A 17,719-nucleotide genomic window follows, 5' to 3' on the forward strand; every position below is an offset into this window, starting at 1 on the left:
ATATATACGTTCTCTCATTTCAGCCCGTAAACCTCGGTATATAAAATTTGTTTAAACGGCGCAAAATCCTGTTCTGTCAGCACATACGGATAGCTCATAATTTGAAGCCTCAGATCGGTCTGTCCTTCCCTCAAAGGAGGCTGTACATACTCAAAATCATTGAGATGGAATCCCAAGCGTTCATAAAAACCAATTCTTCTCCGAGTCCATTCATCCTCAGGTGGCTCAACCTCCAGCACTACTGGTTTATCGGACTGTGAAATAAATCTGCTCATGAGCTTTTTACCTAAACCGCCACCACGTATAGCCTGATCTACCGCAATATGCTCTACAAACCGAAAGTGTGTAAATTCCCAGCCTGCCAGAAAAGCGATCGTATGCCCTTGCTCATCCTTTTCCGTGATTAAGCGATAACAAGGATGAGTAAGCAGTGCCTTTTGCGATGCATATATTCTGCATTCCGTTTCAGGAAAAGAGGCTTCCATAATCGCATACACTTGTGAGAATTCAAGTTCATTCATTTTATACTGCCAGCTCCTTTAATGATTATGTTATTTCATACCTTGTGTAATTCCGTAAGCGTCAGCAAAATATGCTCCAATAGCTCCGGGATATCCTCCATCTGATCTTCATTAATTTGTCTGGAAAATTGAAGCTCAATCTTGTTTTGGTATGTAGCTGCCTTTTCCCCGTAAATAAAGCTGAGCGTTTGGACTGGCCTAAGATCCGGCTTCCAAATTTGCGTCAATACATCTTCAATCTGGCTGCACTGTGTTTCAATCTCACGAATCTCCATATAGAAGCTAAGCAGCAGCACACATCCGGGGATTTGATCTTCGATCTCCAAAATTTCTGCAGCCAGGTTATTTAAATCTGCATTTAAGCGAATTTCTGCCGTCACACCGGGTCGTTCCCTCAGCCTGAACTGTATAGCGAATTCACGCGACATCACGGACATTTCCAATCGGTCGATCCGTTGCGTGATTTCAATACGTGAATCCAGACTATCCAGATCGTATACTGCATTTTCCATACCTACTTTTAAATTATCAAAAACCGTCGGGTCAAACATGTTCATTTCACCTCTGCCTGTCATTCCATATGTTTCATACATTTACATTCAAATAGGTTTCCAATCCAATGAGTATATCATAAATATTTGCAGCCAAGAAATTCACCGAATTTCCAGCAAAAAAAGCTCTGATCATGTATTCCATTTTGAGCTGTTAGTACATACTTCATTTCCTTTCAACATAACTTCCTTAGATTTTACTTCTGAGGGATGAAAAAATACACCTTTGTAACAAAATGTTCTATTATATTTATTTTATTGATAAATATACCATTTTATTGTTTCGATTTACTGGGAAATCATATACAATTGAACTGAGTTCTATTACTAATATATTCATATTAATGAATATAAATCCCAAAAAGAGAGGTCGCTTATTCATGAAAAAAACGTTGTTAGCTTCATTAGGTCTGACACTTATGTTAAGTTCTTCTGCCGGAATCGCTTTAGCCGAAGAAGCAAATCCTGTACCAGTAGCAAAGGAATCATCTCTTGCCTCTGTACTTGAATATCATGAACAGGAGCCAAATGATAGTTTTGAACAAGCTAACTATTATTTTATAGGTGATGGTGTCATTGGAACCCTCGGGGAAAAAGTACAAGGAACTTGGGAAAACTACGATGTATTTACATTTAAGGATTTTCAATCAAACAATGTTCAATTTACAATTCAGGGAGATAGATATTCTGATTCTTGGTTAGAACTAAAAATTTACGATAGTAACGGTAAATATGTTACACGATCAAGAGACGGTCAATATTTTCTTAATGTAAATCTTGAAAAAGGTAAGAACTACTACTTTACCGTCAATGCGTTTGGACTTCAGCCTGGAGGACATATATTTGACTATAAAATCTCTTCTGAAGTTGTAAAATAGACTAATTAAATTTATGTAACTTTCCAAATAGTTAAATTATTATTTACTGCCTGCTGTTGTGTTGGATACATACAAAAGGCGCGTACAAAAATAAAAAACTCTAACTACACCAAGAGCCTCGCCCCTATCTCAAGGGGCGAGGCTCTTGGTGTTCAGTCATTCTATTCGGTGCACTCAGTTCTTTTACCCCTGTGTAAGTCTTATGACAAACGGGAGCTAAAATCCTCATAGGAGAACTGGCGGATCACCTTGATACCTTCTTCGTCGTTGTAGCTGGCGATGGCTGGCAGGTTGACTCCGTTGAACATGTGGTTTTTGACCATCGTATAATGGGCCATGTCGCAGAATACAAGCTTGTCTCCCGGCTTCAATGGCTCTTTAAAAGAATAGTCGCCAATCACATCTCCGGCCAGGCAGGTAAGGCCACCGAGTCTGTAGGTGTGTGCATACTCACCAGGCTTGCCTGCATCAATAATATTCGGACGATAAGGCATAGCCAGTACATCAGGCATATGACATTCAGCGGAAGTATCCAGAATCGCAATATCCATTCCGTTTTTCATCGTATCCAGGACTGTAGCAACCAGATAACCGGTATTCAAAGCAATAGCTTCTCCCGGCTCCAGGTAAACCTGTACACCATATTTATCCTGAAAATATTGGATGCAGCGTACCAGCGTGTCCAGATCATAGTCTTCTCTGGTGATATGATGACCGCCGCCAAAATTAAGCCATTTCATTTGCTTAATGTATGGCCCGAACTTCTCATCCACGACTTTAATGGTGCGCTCCAGCGTGTCGGAATTCTGTTCACACATCGTATGAAAATGAATACCATCCACGCCATCCAGATCCTCAGGTCTAAAGTTAGCCAAGGTCGCACCCATTCTGGAGTTGTTGTAGCAAGGATCATACAGCGGAGTTTCGATTTCCGAATATTCCGGATTGACCCGAATTCCAATTTCTATCTTTTTGGAAGTCACGCCTTGCACCTTACTTTTGAACCGTTTCAATTGATCGAAGGAGTTGAAAACGATGTGGTCAACATACTCCAGTAGCTCGTCAAATTCACTGTCAACATAAGCGGGTGCGTATACGTGAACCTCCTTGTCCATTTTTTCGCGACCCAGTCTCGCCTCGAACAACGAACTGGAAGTTACGCCTTTTAAATATTTACCAACCAGAGGAAATGTCGAAAACATCGAAAATCCCTTAAGCGCAAGCAAAATATTGCAGCCTGTTCGCTCTTGAACAGAATTTAAAACCTCAAGGTTTTTCACAAGAAGTCTTTCGTCAACAAGATAACAAGGTGATGGAAGTCCGCTAATATCAATATTCATCGCAGGCCTCAATCAAGCAACGTTGGCGTGAAGCTTTCTTGCCATGGCAATCCGTGTTTATTCAGTGCTTCCATGAATGGATCTGGATCAAATTCCTCAACGTTGTATACGCCTGGTTTTTTCCAGATGCCTTTAATGATAAGCATTGCGCCGATCATGGCAGGAACGCCTGTTGTGTAGGAAATGGCTTGGGAGCCAACCTCAGCATAACATTCCTCATGATCACACACATTGTATACATAATACGTTTTCGGTTTTCCGTCTTTAATACCCTGGATGATACATCCAATGTTCGTTTTACCCTTGGTTCTAGGACCCAGGGAAGCCGGGTCTGGCAAAATGGCTTTCAGGAATTGCAATGGAATGATTTGCTGTCCTTCGTAATCAATAGGCTCGATGGAAGTCATACCTACGTTTTGAAGCACGTTCAAATGATTCAAGTAATTGTCCGAGAAAGTCATCCAGAAACGGATTTTTTTCACGCCTTTAATGTTTACTGCAAGAGATTCCAGTTCTTCATGGTACAAAAGATATATGTTTTTCGGTCCGATTTCAGGAAGGTCGTATACCTTTTTCTCGGAAAGCGGCTCAGTTTCAATCCACTCTCCATTTTCAAAGTAACGGCCCTTCGCCGTAATTTCCCGAATATTAATTTCCGGATTAAAGTTAGTGGCAAAAGGATATCCGTGGTCCCCTGCATTCGCATCTACAATATCAATCGTATGAATTTCATCAAAATAATGCTTTTGAGCATAAGCCGTAAATACTCCAGTCACGCCTGGATCAAAACCGCTGCCCAGCAGAGCTGTAATGCCTGCTTTTTCGAATCTTTCTTTGTAGGCCCATTGCCAGCTGTATTCAAACTTCGGCGTATCCGGCGGTTCATAATTCGCCGTATCAACGTAATGAACGCCTGTCTCAAGGCAAGCATCCATAATCGTCAAATCCTGATAAGGGAGAGCCACATTGATAACTACATCCGGTTGAAAGCTTCGAATCAGGTCAATGACCATGTCGGTGTTGTCAGCATCCAGCTGAGCCGTTTGTATCTTCGTACGGCCTCCACCCAGCTTTTCTTTAAGTGCATCGCATTTCGCAACAGTTCTGCTCGCGATACAAATTTCTTCAAATACATCTGGGTTTTGGCAACATTTATGCACCACAACGCTGGCCACGCCACCGGCGCCAATAATCAATGCTTTTCCCAAAATAAATAACCTCCTTATTCCATACGCTAATCGCTAATCATTCTTGCAAACAAAATGATTATAAAGACATCCTACCAAATAATCAAGAAAAACGATAATTTGCAGTGTAAAAATTCACACCACTATGTCACAAAAATTTTACAAATCCCAAATTCAGGCATGAAAACACCATAAAATAAAGAGCACAAAGCCCCTCCCAAGGCGTTCCAGGGAAGTCAGTACACGTTTAAAGGAAGTTTTTTGCATTCCAAGTAAACAGCCTTAAAGAATTAATATTATCTTATTTCTAACAAAAAGGCCACCCCGCCAATTCCTATGAAGAAGATTCAGAGAGGGGGAATCGCCCTCCTTTGTTTATCATGAATAAAGCCGCTCCCGATGTGGGAACGGCTCTGTACAGCATTAAAGCTTGTTAAACCATAATTTTGCAAATATCATTGGTGAATTCAACCGGGTCTTGCAGTGGCAAGCCTTCGATCAACAGAGCTTGATTATACAGCAATGCCGTATAGAGATTGACCTTCTCCTTGTCCTCGGCAAAAGCCTCTTTCAGAGAGTTGAACACCGCATGGTTGATGTTAATCTCCAGCACTTTGTTTGCTTTTACATCGGCGTTGTTCGGCATGGCATTCAAGATTTTCTCCATTTCAATCGTCACTTCACCGTCTGCGGACAGACACACCGGATGCGTCTTCAAGCGCTTGGAGGCTTTAACACTGGATACCTTGCCTTCCAGCAAGCCCTTCATGTACTCGAACAGCTCTTTGTTGTCGTTTTGTTCCGCTTCTGTTTCCTTCTCGTTCTCGTCAGCCTCAATGCCCAGATCGCCACTGGATACGGATTTGAATTCTTTCTCCTTGTAGCTCATGAGCATTTTAATAGCGAACTCATCAATATCATCGCTGAAGTACAGAATTTCGTAGCCCTTGTCGGCCACCATTTCGGTCTGCGGCAGCTTCTCGATACGCTCGTTGGACTCTCCGGAAGCATAGTAAATATATTTCTGATCCTCAGGCATACGCGATATATATTCGTCCAGTGTAACTTGCTTTTTCTCTGTAGAAGAGTAGAACATGAGCAGGTCTTGAAGCGTCTCCTTATGAGTTCCATAATCGTTGTAGACACCAAATTTCAATTGTCTGCCAAATGATTTGTAGAATTGATCATATTTTTCCCGGTCATTTTTGAGCAGGGTCAGCAGTTGGCCTTTGATTTTGCTTTCGATATTTTTGGCAATCAGCTTCAACTGGCGGTCATGCTGCAACATTTCTCTGGAAATGTTCAGCGACAAGCTTTCGGAGTCCACCATACCTTTGACAAAGCTGAAATAATCCGGCAGCAGGTCAGGCGATTTTTCCATAATCAGCACACCGTTGGCATACAGCTCCAGCCCTTTTTCATACTCCTTGGAATAGAAATCAAACGGAATATTTTCAGGAATGAACAAAATAGCCTGATACACCACCGCACCGTCCGCACTGACGTGGATATGCTGGAGTGGCTTGTCGTAGCCATAGCGTTTTTCCGCATAGAAATTGTGATAATCCTCGTCGGTCAGCTCGCTTTTGTTCTTTCTCCAGATTGGAACCATGCTATTAATAAGCTGTTCTTCCTCGTAATCCTCGAACTCGTTGTCACTGCCCTCTTTCAGACGTTTGCCTGTAACATCCATCTTGATCGGATAACGGATAAAGTCGGAGTATTTCTTGATCAGGGCTTTTAAACGATACTCGTCCAAATATTCGTCGTAGGATTCGTCCTCGGTGTTTGCTTTGATTTTCAAAACTATCACAGAACCGACTTCATCCTTCTCGGCTGGCTCAATGGTATACCCGTCTGCACCTGTAGATTCCCACTTATATGCGGTATCGCTGCCCAGTGCCTTTGTAGTCACTGTAACGACATCCGCCACCATGAACGCCGAATAGAAGCCTACCCCGAACTGCCCAATGATGTCATGACCATCCTTGGATTCATTCTCATTTTTGAACGACAGCGAGCCGCTTTTAGCAATGACACCCAAGTTATTTTCCAGCTCTTCCTTCGTCATGCCAATCCCAGTATCGCGAAGAGTGAGCGTTCTGTTCTCCTTGTCGGCTGTTACTTTGATATAGTAATTTTCTTTATCAAAGACCAGTTGATCATCCGTCAGCGCTTTGTAATAAATTTTGTCAATCGCATCACTTGCGTTGGAGATCAGCTCTCTTAGAAAAATTTCCTTTTGCGTGTAAATCGAGTTAATCATCATTTCGAGCAAACGCTTGGACTCAGCCTGAAACTGTTTTTTATCCATTCTGATATCTCCTTTCGAATATGAACCTTATGTAAGGCTGCACATGGGAAACCGTCCAAACAGGAAAACCTGTTAGCACTCCCCTCATTCGAGTGCCAGCCTACCTTTTTTTATAACATTCCTCATTTTTTATGTCAATACGATAGATGTCTGTGAGTACAATTCCTGCCCCAAAGATGGGTTAGTGCCTGATCTCCTTAAACATGACGTTAAACATCTCGACAGAGGATGAGAACAGCCCTTGTACATGGGGAATCAGGTTATCTCTGATGCGTAACTCTTCCTCGTCCAGATGCTGCAAATCCTGATGATAGAACCATACAATGGGATAGTCACCATCCTTCTGTCTGCTCCCTGCATTCAAACAGACAGGACCCTCGTTCTCCTCTGCCACTGCGAAGGGAATATATCCTGCCGACAGCAATGGCGACCACTGGTCGATCAGCTCATAAAATCCCTTTAGCCCTTGGCCCACAGGCATTCGTGGAAACTCGACGAAACCACAATCGCTCCAATACACCCCCGGAATGCATTCGTTATCAAATTGTAAAGACACATAATGGTAGGACATGATGAAACTTCTCAGCAAGGGCGGCAGCTCAAAATCGTAGGTTTTCTCCAGCTCCCGAACCTCCTGTTCTGTAATCTGCGAAGGAAGAGGCTTCCACTTGATCCAGCCCTCCTTATCAGATTCTCCATCGCGCATTTCAAAGGGTACCCTTTCCACTAAGTCCATTAAAAAAGCTTCATCCATATGTGCAAATAACTCCTTCATGGATGTGCGAATATCCGCCTTCTTGTCCATGTCCCCGCACCTCTTTCCTTTCTATATCAGAACTGCATCATATGCTATTACACATTCTTCCAAGTTAGCTTAACAGATTTTGCTTTTATCCTCATTTTCAAAATATTCGTATTACCAGCGCAGTGGTTCATGGTTACGCCAGATGATCCAACGCCCTGTCTCGCACATACATTTACAACCTATAAAAACCGATATAAGTACAAGCACCTCGTAAAGTGTCAAGACTACATAAGGAGATTGATCTATTCATGAAAAGAATCACCGTACTTGTTATCCTGTCCCTGTTAATCCTTGTAACCCCGATCTACGCTGCTGCACCAGCGCCTATGCTGGTCTATGTGGATCAAAGTAACCATTCGTTCATCCCTCTCCGCCTCCTGAACAGCTATGAAAGGATCACCATCAACAAGACGGCTACGGACAAAAAGATTGAGATTGCCCAAGGCGATACCCGACTCACCTTATTTGCAGGACAGTCTACGGCTAAAGTTAATGATCAAACAATCCGTATGCAAAGGGCTCCTTTTACCGATAATGGTTCCACTTACGTTCCCTTGCAGTTCATCAGCCAATACCTAAACCTGCAAGTCTCATGGCAAAAGGAAACCTCATCGGTACATATCAAGCAAGGCACAACGTCCGTCATGCTTCCGGTACTCACGGGCAAGCTACCCGGCAGCACCACACCGATCCAGACGGCTCACAAAAGCTTCAAGGTCGGATCACGCACCTTCTCCGTTAAGGTGGTCACCATCTCCATGCTTCATCCCAAGGTGAGTCTGGATGTGGCGCTGGCAGGCGATAGCATCGGCAAAGTGGAGAACCTAAGCGGTCTCGCCAAACGCAATCGAGCGGTTGTAGCCATCAACGGCACCTACTTTGACGCCTATACCAAAAGCTCATACAAAACGCCTTACGGCTATCTGGTCAGCCACGGGAATTTGTTAAAAAAAAGCTCTGGCGACCAACGAACCGTCTTTACTTACGATACTAACCATCTGGCCGAGCTGGTTTCGGGTCCTGCCTTTGAACAGCGGTTAAGCGAAGGCAACGTCGAAGGAGCCCTTCAAGCTGGACCTCGTCTGGTGACGAACGGAAAGATTTCCCTGAATGTCAAAGCTGAAGGCTTCAAGGACCCTAAAATATTAACAGGTGGCGGGGCCCGCAGTGCACTCGGGATTACACGGGATCATAAGCTAATCCTCCTGACCACAGGCGGAGCCACTATTCCACAGCTTGCTCAAATCATGAAGCAGGCAGGCGCTTATCAGGCCATGAATTTGGATGGCGGTGCTTCCAGTGGGCTGTATTACAACGGCTCCTATCTCACCACACCCGGCCGCCAAATCAGCAATGCGATTATTATAAAATATCAATAGACGGGTCAACGAATCTCCGTTTTTTTCGCGTATTCTGCGTATTCGTGTATGTTACATCGCTAAGGGGAATTTTCCCTGTATATAGAGTATAACAATGCTTGCAGGACCAGACAACATGCTTGGGCTAACATCCATTCTGCATTAAAACAGCCTTCTCTCACTTTGTAGTGAAAGAAGGCTGTTTTGTGGATTTAAACAACGCTAAACTGCTGTTAGATTAGAAAAGATTTAGAGATAATAACCAACAAAATGAACAATACCAGAATCGCGCCTGTGGATGTCCATGCTCCACCGCCACCGTAACCAACTTCACCCATATCTGAATCCCTCCTTGCTTTAAAGCATACTCTTATCGTATGAAGAAAAACGGTTTACGACAGGGCGCATTGGCAACGTTTATTTGGCAGACAAGTTATTTGACAGGATAAGACTTTTTAGAAAATGGACTGATATGTCTCTGATAGATCGGTTATTACTCGGGGAGACAACTCGCACAAAATATCGTCGGTTCTGCGCAGCAATCTGCTCACATCCTTGTTCTTCATCTTTCGAAGGAGCGGGGTTTCTAACTGGGATGACAGAAATTGAGTGGTGCCGATAAATACGACAACATCCAATCCCGGGTTGGTGTCAGTATGTAATAAGTGCAGCAGGTCAGTCATGGACAGGAAATCTGGAGGGCAAAGGGTATTGTTTTCCTTCATATATAGGGCTTTCAGCATGGAAGTTAAAGCCCAGTCGCACAGGATAATGCAGCATTGGAGCTGGTTGTGCTTTTGCAGGATTTTAGCTAGTTTCATGTGGTATTGGGATTGAATGTGGAAATCGATTATTGAATGATGTAAGTGTTGTGCGCGTCTGGATGGCTGGGTATGACTTCGGTTAAGGGTAGAAGAATCTTTTTTCATATCTATTCCTCCAGAGAATTTCAATATTAGTCTTATTATACGACGTTTTGATACAAATAGATATCGATGATAATATTCGGACAATGTTTGGTGAGCAAAAACTTGTCTACACTTTTTAACTAGTGAGGTGTAGCTGATGCAAGATAAAGAAGTATTAAAGCTGGTTGGTGCCAGAATACGTGTTTTGCGGAAAGAAAAAGGTCTTTCTCAGGAAGCTCTTGGGGAAAAAGGCGGATTTCATTTTTCATACATAGGACAGATCGAACGAGGAGAAAAGAACGTATCTTTGTTAAACGTGGCTAAAATCGCAAAGGCATTAGATGTAAATCTGATTCAACTTTTCTCATATGTAAGCGAAGACCCAAAAATGACGGAATCTGATGAGGAAATTATGCAGATTATCACAATGCTTAGAAAGTCGAGTCCAGACAAGGTACGCTTGGCGAGAAATGTGATAAGGGAGATTACAAATTAAGAGCATTTTTGCTTTCAGAATTATGAAAGTCAAACAAACCCACCATAGTAAAAGAGGATGGTGGAATTAGATCTGCTTTTCCATATAGCAGCGCTCATCCTTCAGGAATAGGAAAATAATAAAAAGGAGAAATAACCATGGAGAACATATACCCAGAGTATGTTACTAAAAGTGCTATTGAAGGTCTTGTAAAGAAAATAAAATTACCTTCTCCTGATAAATTTCCCTAAGATTAGGAGTATGGAATGTCGGATTCTTCAAGAATAACTGAATTCTTATACGCCTATGAAAATATCGAATTAAACAAAGAGGAAAAATTCGCATTAATGATTATTATTATTTCATCATTCAATGATGCCATAGTAGAAGGAAAGGCGGAGGATCGTACAAAACAACTTGACAACACGCTTGATAAACTTTTAGAGCTTATTCCAACTTAATCCAATGAGTAGGAGTAAGCTTTTTGCATGTAAAAATCAGTAACTAAATAACATAGCAAGCTACTTCCTACACAAAACAATAACTTGCCATCCCTCCCCATCAGAATTAATATACCCACACACGAATCACGGGAGGTAAATGTGTTATGTCAGATTGGCCGAATTGGTTTCAAGAAGCATTACGGCAACGTTTTTATGAATTAGAACTTGCCAGTGAACAAAACGCTTCATGTTCATCAGAGGATAAGAATCTATTTACGCAAATTGAGCAACTGAAAATTAGCCAAAACGAGAATATCCAACTTCTGCTGTCTGAATGGGAAGAAGCAATAGGCTATCAGCTAAGTCAGGACAAACAATCTATGTATATGGAAGGAGTTAAAGACGGGATTCGATTGATCCTCCCCGCTCATGTTATTCCTCATCACAACTGTATTTCCGAATTAGACCATTTCGAATGGACCAAAGGAAGTATATTGATCAGGCTTTTGGTTGCGCTTCTTCTTTGACGATTTCCCCACAATCCATCACTCTTCCTTTTCTCGTATTCCAATTACTTCTATTATGCAAAAATAGTAAGCATCATAAATCAGTTATCAATATCAGTAAAAACTATGAAACACTACTATTTAGATTGCCGATGAATAGTAACCATCCGAACGAAGTATATATTCAAACAAAAAAACACGCCCACAAGTGGCGTGTTTTTTAATTATGAACCCTTCAACCCTTACTTCCAAATCTCGTCCGCAATCTCTTTAATGAAGGCAAGCTTCTTCCACTGCTGCTCTTCGGTCAGGATATTGCCCTCTTCCGTAGAAGCGAAACCGCATTGTGGGCTAAGACAGATGTGGTTGATATCGACGAATTGAGTGGCTTCCTTGATACGGTTAATGACCGTCTGCTTGTCTTCCAATTCACCTGTTTTGGATGAAACGAGGCCCAGGACGATCTGCTGCTGGCCTTTCAGATGCTTCAGCGGTGTGAAATCGCCTGCACGGTCGGTATCGAATTCGAGATAGTAGCCGTCGATGTTGTCGATGCCGAACAGGGTTTCGGCAACAGGCTCGTAGCCGCCGGAGGATGCCCAGGTGGAGTGGTAGTTACCACGGCATACGTGGGTCGTAACCACCAGATCGGCTGGAAGATCCTTCACGGTTTCCTGATTCACGCGGGCAAACAGCTTTTTGGTATCTTCCACATTCTCACCCGCTTGCTGTCTGGCTTCCCAATAGTTTTTATCACAGAGCATGCCCCATGTGCAATCATCCAATTGCAAGCTGCGGCAGCCCTCATTATAGAACGCTTGAATCACGGATTTGTAAGCTTGGGCGATATCCGTCACCAGCTCATCCAGATTGCTGTAATAGGTATCGGTTGTTTCTTTGTTTTCTCCACGCAGCAGCTCGGACAGGAACTGTGCTGGTGCGGGAATGGTTTGACGTGCAATCGCGTCCTCACCTGCTACTTGCTTCAAGAATTTGAAGTCTTCAATGAAAGGGTGAAGGGAATGACCGATTTTACCAGTCAAGCGTGCAGTTTCTGCTCTTGTTTCCACGCCTTGGAATTGGTAACCGTTCGAAAGCTCTACCTTTTCCACGCCAGCCAGACCCCACATAAAATCAAGATGCCACCAAGAGCGTCTGAATTCACCATCTGTCACAGCTTTAAGTCCTACGGATTTTTGCCTTTCCACCAGCTTGATAATTTCGTTGTCTTCAATCTTTCTCAATTCGTCCGCAGAAATTTCGTTGTTTTGAAATTGAATTCTGGCGTCTTTGATCGCTTGCGGACGCAGAAAGCTGCCAACCATATCCTGTCTGAAAGGGGTCACTTTTCGTTGGGATGCATTGTCAAGGATGCTGCTCATTAGGGTTATCTCCTTTTTCGCTTCTGTAGTGAAGTTCTTGTAAGAAAGATAACACACATTTTCAGTTATAAGGTAACTCCAATAAACTATATCTAGTTATAGCCTAAAGCTATATCAAACCTTTAATTCGCTTATCGCCTCATGCAGCGCTTCTACATAGACGGAGGCCAGCTTGGAGAGCGAAGCATTTTTATGACAAATCCATCCCACATTAATAGACTCTTCACATTCCAAGGGTACGGAAATAATCTCGTTGCCATTCAAATCGGCGCTAATTACCCCGGTAGAAATAGTATAGCCGTTCAGGCCAATCAGCAGATTGAAAAGGGTTGCCCGGTCGTTGACACGAATGCTTTTGGGATGCGACAGCGTGCTCAGAATCTCCTCGGAGAAGTGAAAGGAATTGTACTCCCCTTGCTCAAAGGACAGATACGGATAAGGATGAAGCTGATCAATGGTCACAATGGACTGTCGGGATAACGGATTATTGGTGCTGATAAAAATATGCGGCTTGGCGATAAACAGGCTGTTAAATTGCAGATTTGCATCTTTTAGCAGCTTATTAATCACCTTGGCGTTAAATTCGTTCAAATATAAAATTCCAATTTCGCTGCGCAAGCTTTTGACATCCTGTATGATTTCATGGGTTTTCGTCTCCCGCAAAGCCAGCTCATACTCATCCTGTCCATATTGATTCACCAGATTCACAAATGCATTTACGGCAAAAGCATAATGCTGCGTGGATACGGAAAAATGCTGCGGTGAAGGCTTGGCATCCAGATAGCGACTTTCCAGCAGCTCCGCCTGTTCGACGACCTGACGCGCATAACCGAGAAACTCCACACCCTCCTTGGACAAAGAGATACCTTTATTGGTACGATCAAAAATCGTAATATGAATTTCTTCCTCCAGATCCCGAATCGCGTTTGACAGACTGGGCTGGGAAATAAACAACCGCTTCGCCGCCTCATTCATGGAGCCGCGATTGGCAACCTCGATGACATATTTTAATTGTTGTAAGGTCAATGCATGATGTCCTTTCCGTTTGTGTTTCTTTTATTATATAACACATAGATACGACATGATTCATGTGATGAAGACGTCCGAGAGAAATCAAAAACCACTTCACGAAAACAAAGTGGTTCTTAAATAAACTGTGCCACTGAGCCCGAGAATGGTTTCCATCACCCTCCCCGAAATACGTCTTTGGCGATTTGAATCGCTGAGGCGGCTCGGGGCCATCCTACATAAAAGGCAAGCTGAGTGATGACCTCAACCAGTTCTTCTTCCGATAATCCGTTATCCTTGGCCAAATTCAGATGATAGGGAAGCTGCCCCCCATGCTCACCCGCTACCAAGGCGGAAACGGTTATGAGACTCCGTTCTCTGAGAGATAGCTCGCTTCTTCTCCATACATCCCCAAAAAGAACATCCTCTGTATAGCTCACAAAAGCGGGTGCAAAATCACCAACCTTTTCCCGCACACTCGACATGATTAATTTATGCTTCATTCATTCAGCACTTCCCTTCGTCCCCGTTGTGCAGTTATGCAGATCGTATGCAAATGTGCAGTTTCCAGCTAAAGAATCATCTGGGCAAGCCCGTTGCCAAAGGACCAATCCTCTAATTCAGCTTCCACCAGTGTTACAAATACATCCTCCGGCCTGATCTTACATTCGGTGGATAAGAGTTCAGCTAACATTTGGTAGAAACTCTTTTTTTGCTCCGTAGTTCTACCCGATCCCATCGTAATTTGGATATAAAGCAGCTTGTCCGTTCTGAGTACATCCAAATAATCCGGACTATAATAAAACCCGCTCTCCTTATGAGCATGAAAAACCTGAAAATAATCTTGTGCCGGCACCTGAAAATGTTCGATCAAAGCGTTCATGATACTGCAGCTAATCCCAGGCAACTCCTTCTCTGTGTATTGATCCTCCATGTAACCTACGCGTACAAATGGCATGTTTATCTCTCCTGTCCGTTGGGATACATTAATTGTACTCTATCTATTTTCATCTATATAATTGAAAATAATCATAAATATATTCATTTTTACCGATGGAGATGAGTGTTCATGGATCTGAAAGAGCTAACCACGTTTCGTACTATCATTGAAGAAGGAACCTTCTCAAAAGCTGCCGCCAAATTAAACTACGCGCAGTCTACTGTTACAAGCCAAATCCAGAGGCTGGAGAAGGAGCTGGGATTTCAGCTTTTTAAACGAGGTTGGGATGCAGAATTAACGGCCTCAGGCAAAGTGTATGCAGAAGAGGTAAATGGGCTTATTCAGCATTGGAATTATGTATTGGATCAGGCCAACTCTCTGAAAAAGGAGGAAATCGGCACCCTCCACATCGGTGTGATCGAAACAGTGGCGGCTTCCGTACTGCCCGCGGTTCTGCTTCAGTTTCGGGAGCACAAACCGAATATGTCGTGCCATTTTACAGTTGGAAACACGGATACGCTCTCGAACGCTTTGATGGACAACATGCTTGATTTTGCAATTTGCGGGGAACCTCACTCGGTTCCTGCCCTGCACTTTGAATCTGTGTATCACGAACAAATCGCCTTTATTGTATCCCGTGATCATCCCTTCGCTGTAAAAAGCGAGCTTCATCTCGAAGACCTGTATGAGTACCCGCTTATCGTTGGAGGGAAGAACTGCCTGTACCATATCCGGCTGGAAAAAGAGCTTTCCCGCTTTCCGTCGATGCCGTTTTTTTATACCGTAAGCCAAATCTCGTCTATACCTTCATTTGTAAAAACGATTCCTTCGGTCGGAGTGGTTCTATCGTCATTCCCTCTGCCGGATGACCTGGTCACCTTACCCCTCCAGCTAGCAGACCCTAATATTCCTATTGGACTATTACAGAGCAACCAGCATCAGCAATATATGTCCTCAGCCCGAAAGCTGTTTATGCAACTGGTTAAGGAGCTTTGTAGGCGATAGCTCAGGCCAGGCGCAAATCGTTTTAGTTCGCAAGCCGACACCTTTGCATAAACAAAAAGCCGCCAAACACTCAGAAATCTGGTGTTTAGCGGCTAATGCCAGTTATTTCGCTTCAAGCGGTTTTTTCCACAACCCCAGAATGAGCGCGGAAATCACGGAGCCAATCGCCACTGCAAGCAAGAACAGCAAAGCATGATTGGCAAGAGCTGCTACAAAAATTCCTCCATGTGGAGCTGGAAGATTGATTTTCCAAAACTGTGTCAGACCACCAGCAATCGCTGAACCTACAATACAAGAGGTTAAGACGCGCAGAGGATCAGCAGCTGCGAATGGAATTGCTCCTTCCGTAATAAAGGACAAACCGAGTACATAATTTGTCAAACCAGACTTGCGCTCTTGCTCAGTAAATTTATTTTTGAAGAACGTCGAAGCCAATGCGATCGCCAGCGGAGGTACCATACCGCCCGCCATAACAGCAGCCATCATAGCCCCGTTCGTGTTACCACTGGAAGTAAAGACACCGATTGAAAATGCATAAGCCGCTTTGTTGAAAGGTCCACCCATGTCAATCGACATCATTCCGCCCAGAATCAGACCCAGAATCACTGCATTTCCTGTACCCAAATTGTTCAGAACATTGACAAGCCATGTATTAATACCACCGAAAATCGGATCGAACAGGTAGAACATAATCGCGCCTGAAATTAGGAGTCCAAATACCGGGTATAACAGGATTGGTTTTAAACCATCCAGTGCTTTAGGCAGACCTGCAAAAGCTTTACGCAGGAAGATAACCACATAACCAGCCAGGAAACCTGCTGCCAGACCGCCCAGGAAACCGGCATTAGAGTTTACAGCCATCAAACCGCCGACCATACCTGGCATCAGTGCCGGACGATCCCCAATACTCATCGCGATAAACCCGGCAAGAACAGGAATCAGGAAGTGAAACGCACCCGTTCCGCCGCCAATCGTTTGTAACAGTTTAAAGATCGGATTATCCGCTCCCGCTACCTGCTCGAACAGGAAGGAAATCGCCAGCAAAATCCCGCCGCCTACAACGAATGGCAGCATATGAGAGATACCGTTCATTAAATCCTTGTAAATTTTACTGCCGACGCTAGTTTTTTCCGCTTTCGCCTCTTCAGCGCTGCCCTTGCCTTCACTACGATAGATTGGAGCATCGCCGTTCAGCGCTTTGCGGATCAGTTCTTCGGATTTACGGATACCGTCGCTTACCGGTCTTTGCAATACAGGCTTGCCGTCGAAGCGGGCCATTTCCACCTTCTTGTCGGCTGCGACGATTACACCTTTGGCACGCCGAATTTCATCTACCGTCAGTACGTTTTGCGCGCCTTCCGAGCCGTTCGTTTCTACACGGATATTCACGCCCATCTCCTTCGCTTTCTTAATGAGAGCGTCTTCAGCCATAAACGTGTGCGCGATACCTGTAGGACAAGCGGTAACCGCAACCACAAATTCATCAGAATCCGGGTTGCCAACGATAACGTCCGGTGTTTGCTGTGCCTTGGCAGCTTCCTTCTTTGTTTCTTTTGCTGCTTTAGCAGCTTCTTCTTCAGCCTGCTTGGTATCAAACAGCTCGGATACTTCATCCGGTGTTTGCGTATTCATAAGCTTACCGATGAAATCGGTATCAATTAATAACCGCGAAAGCGCCGCCAGTGTGCGAAGATGCGTATTCGCTGCTCCCTCTGGAGCCGCAATCATGAAAAAGACTTTCGCCGGCTCACCGTCCAACGATTCGAAATCTACGCCTTTACTGCTTTTTGCAAAAACGACCGTCGCTTCCTTCACAGCTTTGGTCTTGGCATGCGGCATCGCAATGCCGCCGCCAATTCCGGTGCTGGATTCTGCTTCGCGTTTGTAAATCATTTCCTTGAACAATGCCCGGTCATTAATGCGTCCGCTGGCTTCGAGACTGGCGATAAGTTCCTCAATCGCCCCGTCTTTTGTCGTTGCCTGCAAGTCCATGATCATCGTTTCTTTAATCATCAGGTCTGTTATTCTCATTTTTCACACTCTCCTAAGTTCGATCAGCGTGTCGACACACGCCTAATAAGATCATGATGTAGCGGGA

At 43.8% G+C, this 17,719-nt stretch carries 19 protein-coding genes; 6 read left to right on the forward strand and 13 right to left on the reverse strand.

Translation table 11 applies throughout. The features are described 5' to 3' along the window. Nucleotides 1-14 precede the first annotated feature (14 nt). Together ACIFQM_RS21505 and ACIFQM_RS21510 are read right to left on the reverse strand one after the other, a co-directional pair. Entirely contained in the window at nt 15-521 is a 507-nt protein-coding gene (locus tag ACIFQM_RS21505) for a GNAT family N-acetyltransferase (protein ID WP_430041418.1), read from the reverse strand. Nucleotides 522-556: 35 nt separating this feature from the next. Further along, entirely contained in the window at nt 557-1,072 is a 516-nt protein-coding gene (locus ACIFQM_RS21510; protein WP_430041494.1) for a hypothetical protein, read from the reverse strand. Between the two features lie 380 nt (nt 1,073-1,452). On the opposite strand from ACIFQM_RS21510, the gene ACIFQM_RS21515 reads away from it, so the two are divergent. After that, nucleotides 1,453-1,950, forward strand: a complete 498-nt coding sequence (locus tag ACIFQM_RS21515; protein WP_430066107.1) for a hypothetical protein — start codon at nt 1,453-1,455, stop codon at nt 1,948-1,950. 200 nt (nt 1,951-2,150) lie between these two features. On the opposite strand, the gene nspC is transcribed toward ACIFQM_RS21515, so the two are convergent. From nspC to ACIFQM_RS21535, 4 genes are all read right to left on the reverse strand, one after another. After that, a complete protein-coding gene (gene nspC, locus ACIFQM_RS21520) occupies nt 2,151-3,290 on the reverse strand; it encodes a carboxynorspermidine decarboxylase (RefSeq protein ID WP_430041420.1) in 1,140 nt (379 codons plus the stop codon). Nucleotides 3,291-3,298: 8 nt separating this feature from the next. Beyond that, entirely contained in the window at nt 3,299-4,498 is a 1,200-nt protein-coding gene (locus tag ACIFQM_RS21525; RefSeq protein ID WP_430041422.1) for a saccharopine dehydrogenase family protein, read from the reverse strand. Between the two features lie 412 nt (nt 4,499-4,910). Next, the gene (gene htpG / locus ACIFQM_RS21530; RefSeq protein WP_430041424.1) at nt 4,911-6,791 is read right to left on the reverse strand and encodes a molecular chaperone HtpG; all 1,881 of its coding nucleotides are present in this window, start codon (nt 6,789-6,791) and stop codon (nt 4,911-4,913) included. Nucleotides 6,792-6,972: 181 nt separating this feature from the next. Further along, the gene (locus ACIFQM_RS21535) at nt 6,973-7,596 is read right to left on the reverse strand and encodes an SMI1/KNR4 family protein (protein WP_430041426.1); all 624 of its coding nucleotides are present in this window, start codon (nt 7,594-7,596) and stop codon (nt 6,973-6,975) included. Between the two features lie 248 nt (nt 7,597-7,844). On the opposite strand from ACIFQM_RS21535, the gene ACIFQM_RS21540 reads away from it, so the two are divergent. After that, a complete protein-coding gene (locus ACIFQM_RS21540) occupies nt 7,845-8,975 on the forward strand; it encodes a phosphodiester glycosidase family protein (protein WP_430041428.1) in 1,131 nt (376 codons plus the stop codon). A gap of 212 nt (nt 8,976-9,187) precedes the next feature. Here the strand turns inward: ACIFQM_RS21540 and ACIFQM_RS21545 are convergent, their stop codons facing one another. Both ACIFQM_RS21545 and ACIFQM_RS21550 read right to left on the reverse strand, forming a co-directional pair. After that, nucleotides 9,188-9,292 (reverse strand): YjcZ family sporulation protein, encoded by a 105-nt coding sequence (locus ACIFQM_RS21545; RefSeq protein ID WP_212734478.1) that lies wholly within the window; start codon nt 9,290-9,292, stop codon nt 9,188-9,190. 117 nt (nt 9,293-9,409) lie between these two features. Next, on the reverse strand, nt 9,410-9,883 hold the full coding sequence (locus tag ACIFQM_RS21550) for a hypothetical protein (RefSeq protein ID WP_430041431.1): 474 nt from the start codon (nt 9,881-9,883) through the stop codon (nt 9,410-9,412). 136 nt (nt 9,884-10,019) lie between these two features. On the opposite strand from ACIFQM_RS21550, the gene ACIFQM_RS21555 reads away from it, so the two are divergent. The 3 genes from ACIFQM_RS21555 (at nt 10,020) to ACIFQM_RS21565 (ending at nt 11,307) form a co-directional block, all read left to right on the forward strand. Beyond that, nucleotides 10,020-10,358 carry a helix-turn-helix domain-containing protein gene (locus tag ACIFQM_RS21555; protein ID WP_430041433.1) on the forward strand — a complete coding sequence of 113 codons (339 nt, stop codon included), beginning with the start codon at nt 10,020-10,022 and terminating at the stop codon, nt 10,356-10,358. A gap of 245 nt (nt 10,359-10,603) precedes the next feature. Next, nucleotides 10,604-10,798, forward strand: coding sequence for a hypothetical protein (locus ACIFQM_RS21560; protein ID WP_430041435.1), 195 nt, complete (start codon nt 10,604-10,606; stop codon nt 10,796-10,798). Between the two features lie 146 nt (nt 10,799-10,944). Further along, nucleotides 10,945-11,307 (forward strand): hypothetical protein, encoded by a 363-nt coding sequence (locus ACIFQM_RS21565; protein WP_430041437.1) that lies wholly within the window; start codon nt 10,945-10,947, stop codon nt 11,305-11,307. A gap of 221 nt (nt 11,308-11,528) precedes the next feature. Here ACIFQM_RS21565 and ACIFQM_RS21570 read toward each other — a convergent pair whose 3' ends face one another. From ACIFQM_RS21570 to ACIFQM_RS21585, 4 genes are all read right to left on the reverse strand, one after another. Beyond that, nucleotides 11,529-12,668, reverse strand: a complete 1,140-nt coding sequence (locus tag ACIFQM_RS21570) for a 5-methyltetrahydropteroyltriglutamate--homocysteine S-methyltransferase (protein ID WP_430041439.1) — start codon at nt 12,666-12,668, stop codon at nt 11,529-11,531. A gap of 114 nt (nt 12,669-12,782) precedes the next feature. Further along, nucleotides 12,783-13,694, reverse strand: a complete 912-nt coding sequence (locus ACIFQM_RS21575) for a LysR family transcriptional regulator (protein ID WP_430041441.1) — start codon at nt 13,692-13,694, stop codon at nt 12,783-12,785. Between the two features lie 158 nt (nt 13,695-13,852). Next, the gene (locus ACIFQM_RS21580) at nt 13,853-14,179 is read right to left on the reverse strand and encodes a carboxymuconolactone decarboxylase family protein (protein WP_430041443.1); all 327 of its coding nucleotides are present in this window, start codon (nt 14,177-14,179) and stop codon (nt 13,853-13,855) included. A 68-nt stretch (nt 14,180-14,247) separates the two neighbouring features. Continuing rightward, entirely contained in the window at nt 14,248-14,634 is a 387-nt protein-coding gene (locus ACIFQM_RS21585) for a tautomerase family protein (RefSeq protein WP_430041445.1), read from the reverse strand. Between the two features lie 111 nt (nt 14,635-14,745). Here ACIFQM_RS21585 and ACIFQM_RS21590 point away from each other — a divergent pair, with 111 nt between their 5' ends. Further along, complete coding sequence (locus tag ACIFQM_RS21590) at nt 14,746-15,621, forward strand: LysR family transcriptional regulator (RefSeq protein ID WP_430041446.1); 876 nt, start codon at nt 14,746-14,748, stop codon at nt 15,619-15,621. 102 nt (nt 15,622-15,723) lie between these two features. On the opposite strand, the gene ACIFQM_RS21595 is transcribed toward ACIFQM_RS21590, so the two are convergent. Next, a complete protein-coding gene (locus tag ACIFQM_RS21595) occupies nt 15,724-17,652 on the reverse strand; it encodes a PTS fructose transporter subunit IIABC (RefSeq protein ID WP_430066109.1) in 1,929 nt (642 codons plus the stop codon). Nucleotides 17,653-17,719: the final 67 nt, after the last annotated feature.

The sequence above is a fragment of the Paenibacillus sp. NRS-1782 genome (assembly GCF_050467685.1).
In the GTDB taxonomy this organism is placed as follows: Bacteria; Bacillota; Bacilli; order Paenibacillales; family Paenibacillaceae; genus Paenibacillus; species Paenibacillus terrae_A.

Coding starts and splice junctions, on each gene's coding strand:
- ACIFQM_RS21505 (WP_430041418.1), bottom strand. CDS start 521: ATGAATGAACTTGAATTCTCACAAGTGTATGCGATTATGGAAGCCTCT.
- ACIFQM_RS21510 (WP_430041494.1), bottom strand. CDS start 1,072: ATGTTTGACCCGACGGTTTTTGATAATTTAAAAGTAGGTATGGAAAAT.
- ACIFQM_RS21515 (WP_430066107.1), top strand. CDS start 1,453: ATGAAAAAAACGTTGTTAGCTTCATTAGGTCTGACACTTATGTTAAGT.
- nspC (WP_430041420.1), bottom strand. CDS start 3,290: ATGAATATTGATATTAGCGGACTTCCATCACCTTGTTATCTTGTTGAC.
- htpG (WP_430041424.1), bottom strand. CDS start 6,791: ATGGATAAAAAACAGTTTCAGGCTGAGTCCAAGCGTTTGCTCGAAATG.
- ACIFQM_RS21535 (WP_430041426.1), bottom strand. CDS start 7,596: ATGGACAAGAAGGCGGATATTCGCACATCCATGAAGGAGTTATTTGCA.
- ACIFQM_RS21540 (WP_430041428.1), top strand. CDS start 7,845: ATGAAAAGAATCACCGTACTTGTTATCCTGTCCCTGTTAATCCTTGTA.
- ACIFQM_RS21545 (WP_212734478.1), bottom strand. CDS start 9,292: ATGGGTGAAGTTGGTTACGGTGGCGGTGGAGCATGGACATCCACAGGC.
- ACIFQM_RS21550 (WP_430041431.1), bottom strand. CDS start 9,883: ATGAAAAAAGATTCTTCTACCCTTAACCGAAGTCATACCCAGCCATCC.
- ACIFQM_RS21555 (WP_430041433.1), top strand. CDS start 10,020: ATGCAAGATAAAGAAGTATTAAAGCTGGTTGGTGCCAGAATACGTGTT.
- ACIFQM_RS21560 (WP_430041435.1), top strand. CDS start 10,604: ATGTCGGATTCTTCAAGAATAACTGAATTCTTATACGCCTATGAAAAT.
- ACIFQM_RS21565 (WP_430041437.1), top strand. CDS start 10,945: ATGTCAGATTGGCCGAATTGGTTTCAAGAAGCATTACGGCAACGTTTT.
- ACIFQM_RS21570 (WP_430041439.1), bottom strand. CDS start 12,668: ATGAGCAGCATCCTTGACAATGCATCCCAACGAAAAGTGACCCCTTTC.
- ACIFQM_RS21580 (WP_430041443.1), bottom strand. CDS start 14,179: ATGAAGCATAAATTAATCATGTCGAGTGTGCGGGAAAAGGTTGGTGAT.
- ACIFQM_RS21585 (WP_430041445.1), bottom strand. CDS start 14,634: ATGCCATTTGTACGCGTAGGTTACATGGAGGATCAATACACAGAGAAG.
- ACIFQM_RS21590 (WP_430041446.1), top strand. CDS start 14,746: ATGGATCTGAAAGAGCTAACCACGTTTCGTACTATCATTGAAGAAGGA.
- ACIFQM_RS21595 (WP_430066109.1), bottom strand. CDS start 17,652: ATGAGAATAACAGACCTGATGATTAAAGAAACGATGATCATGGACTTG.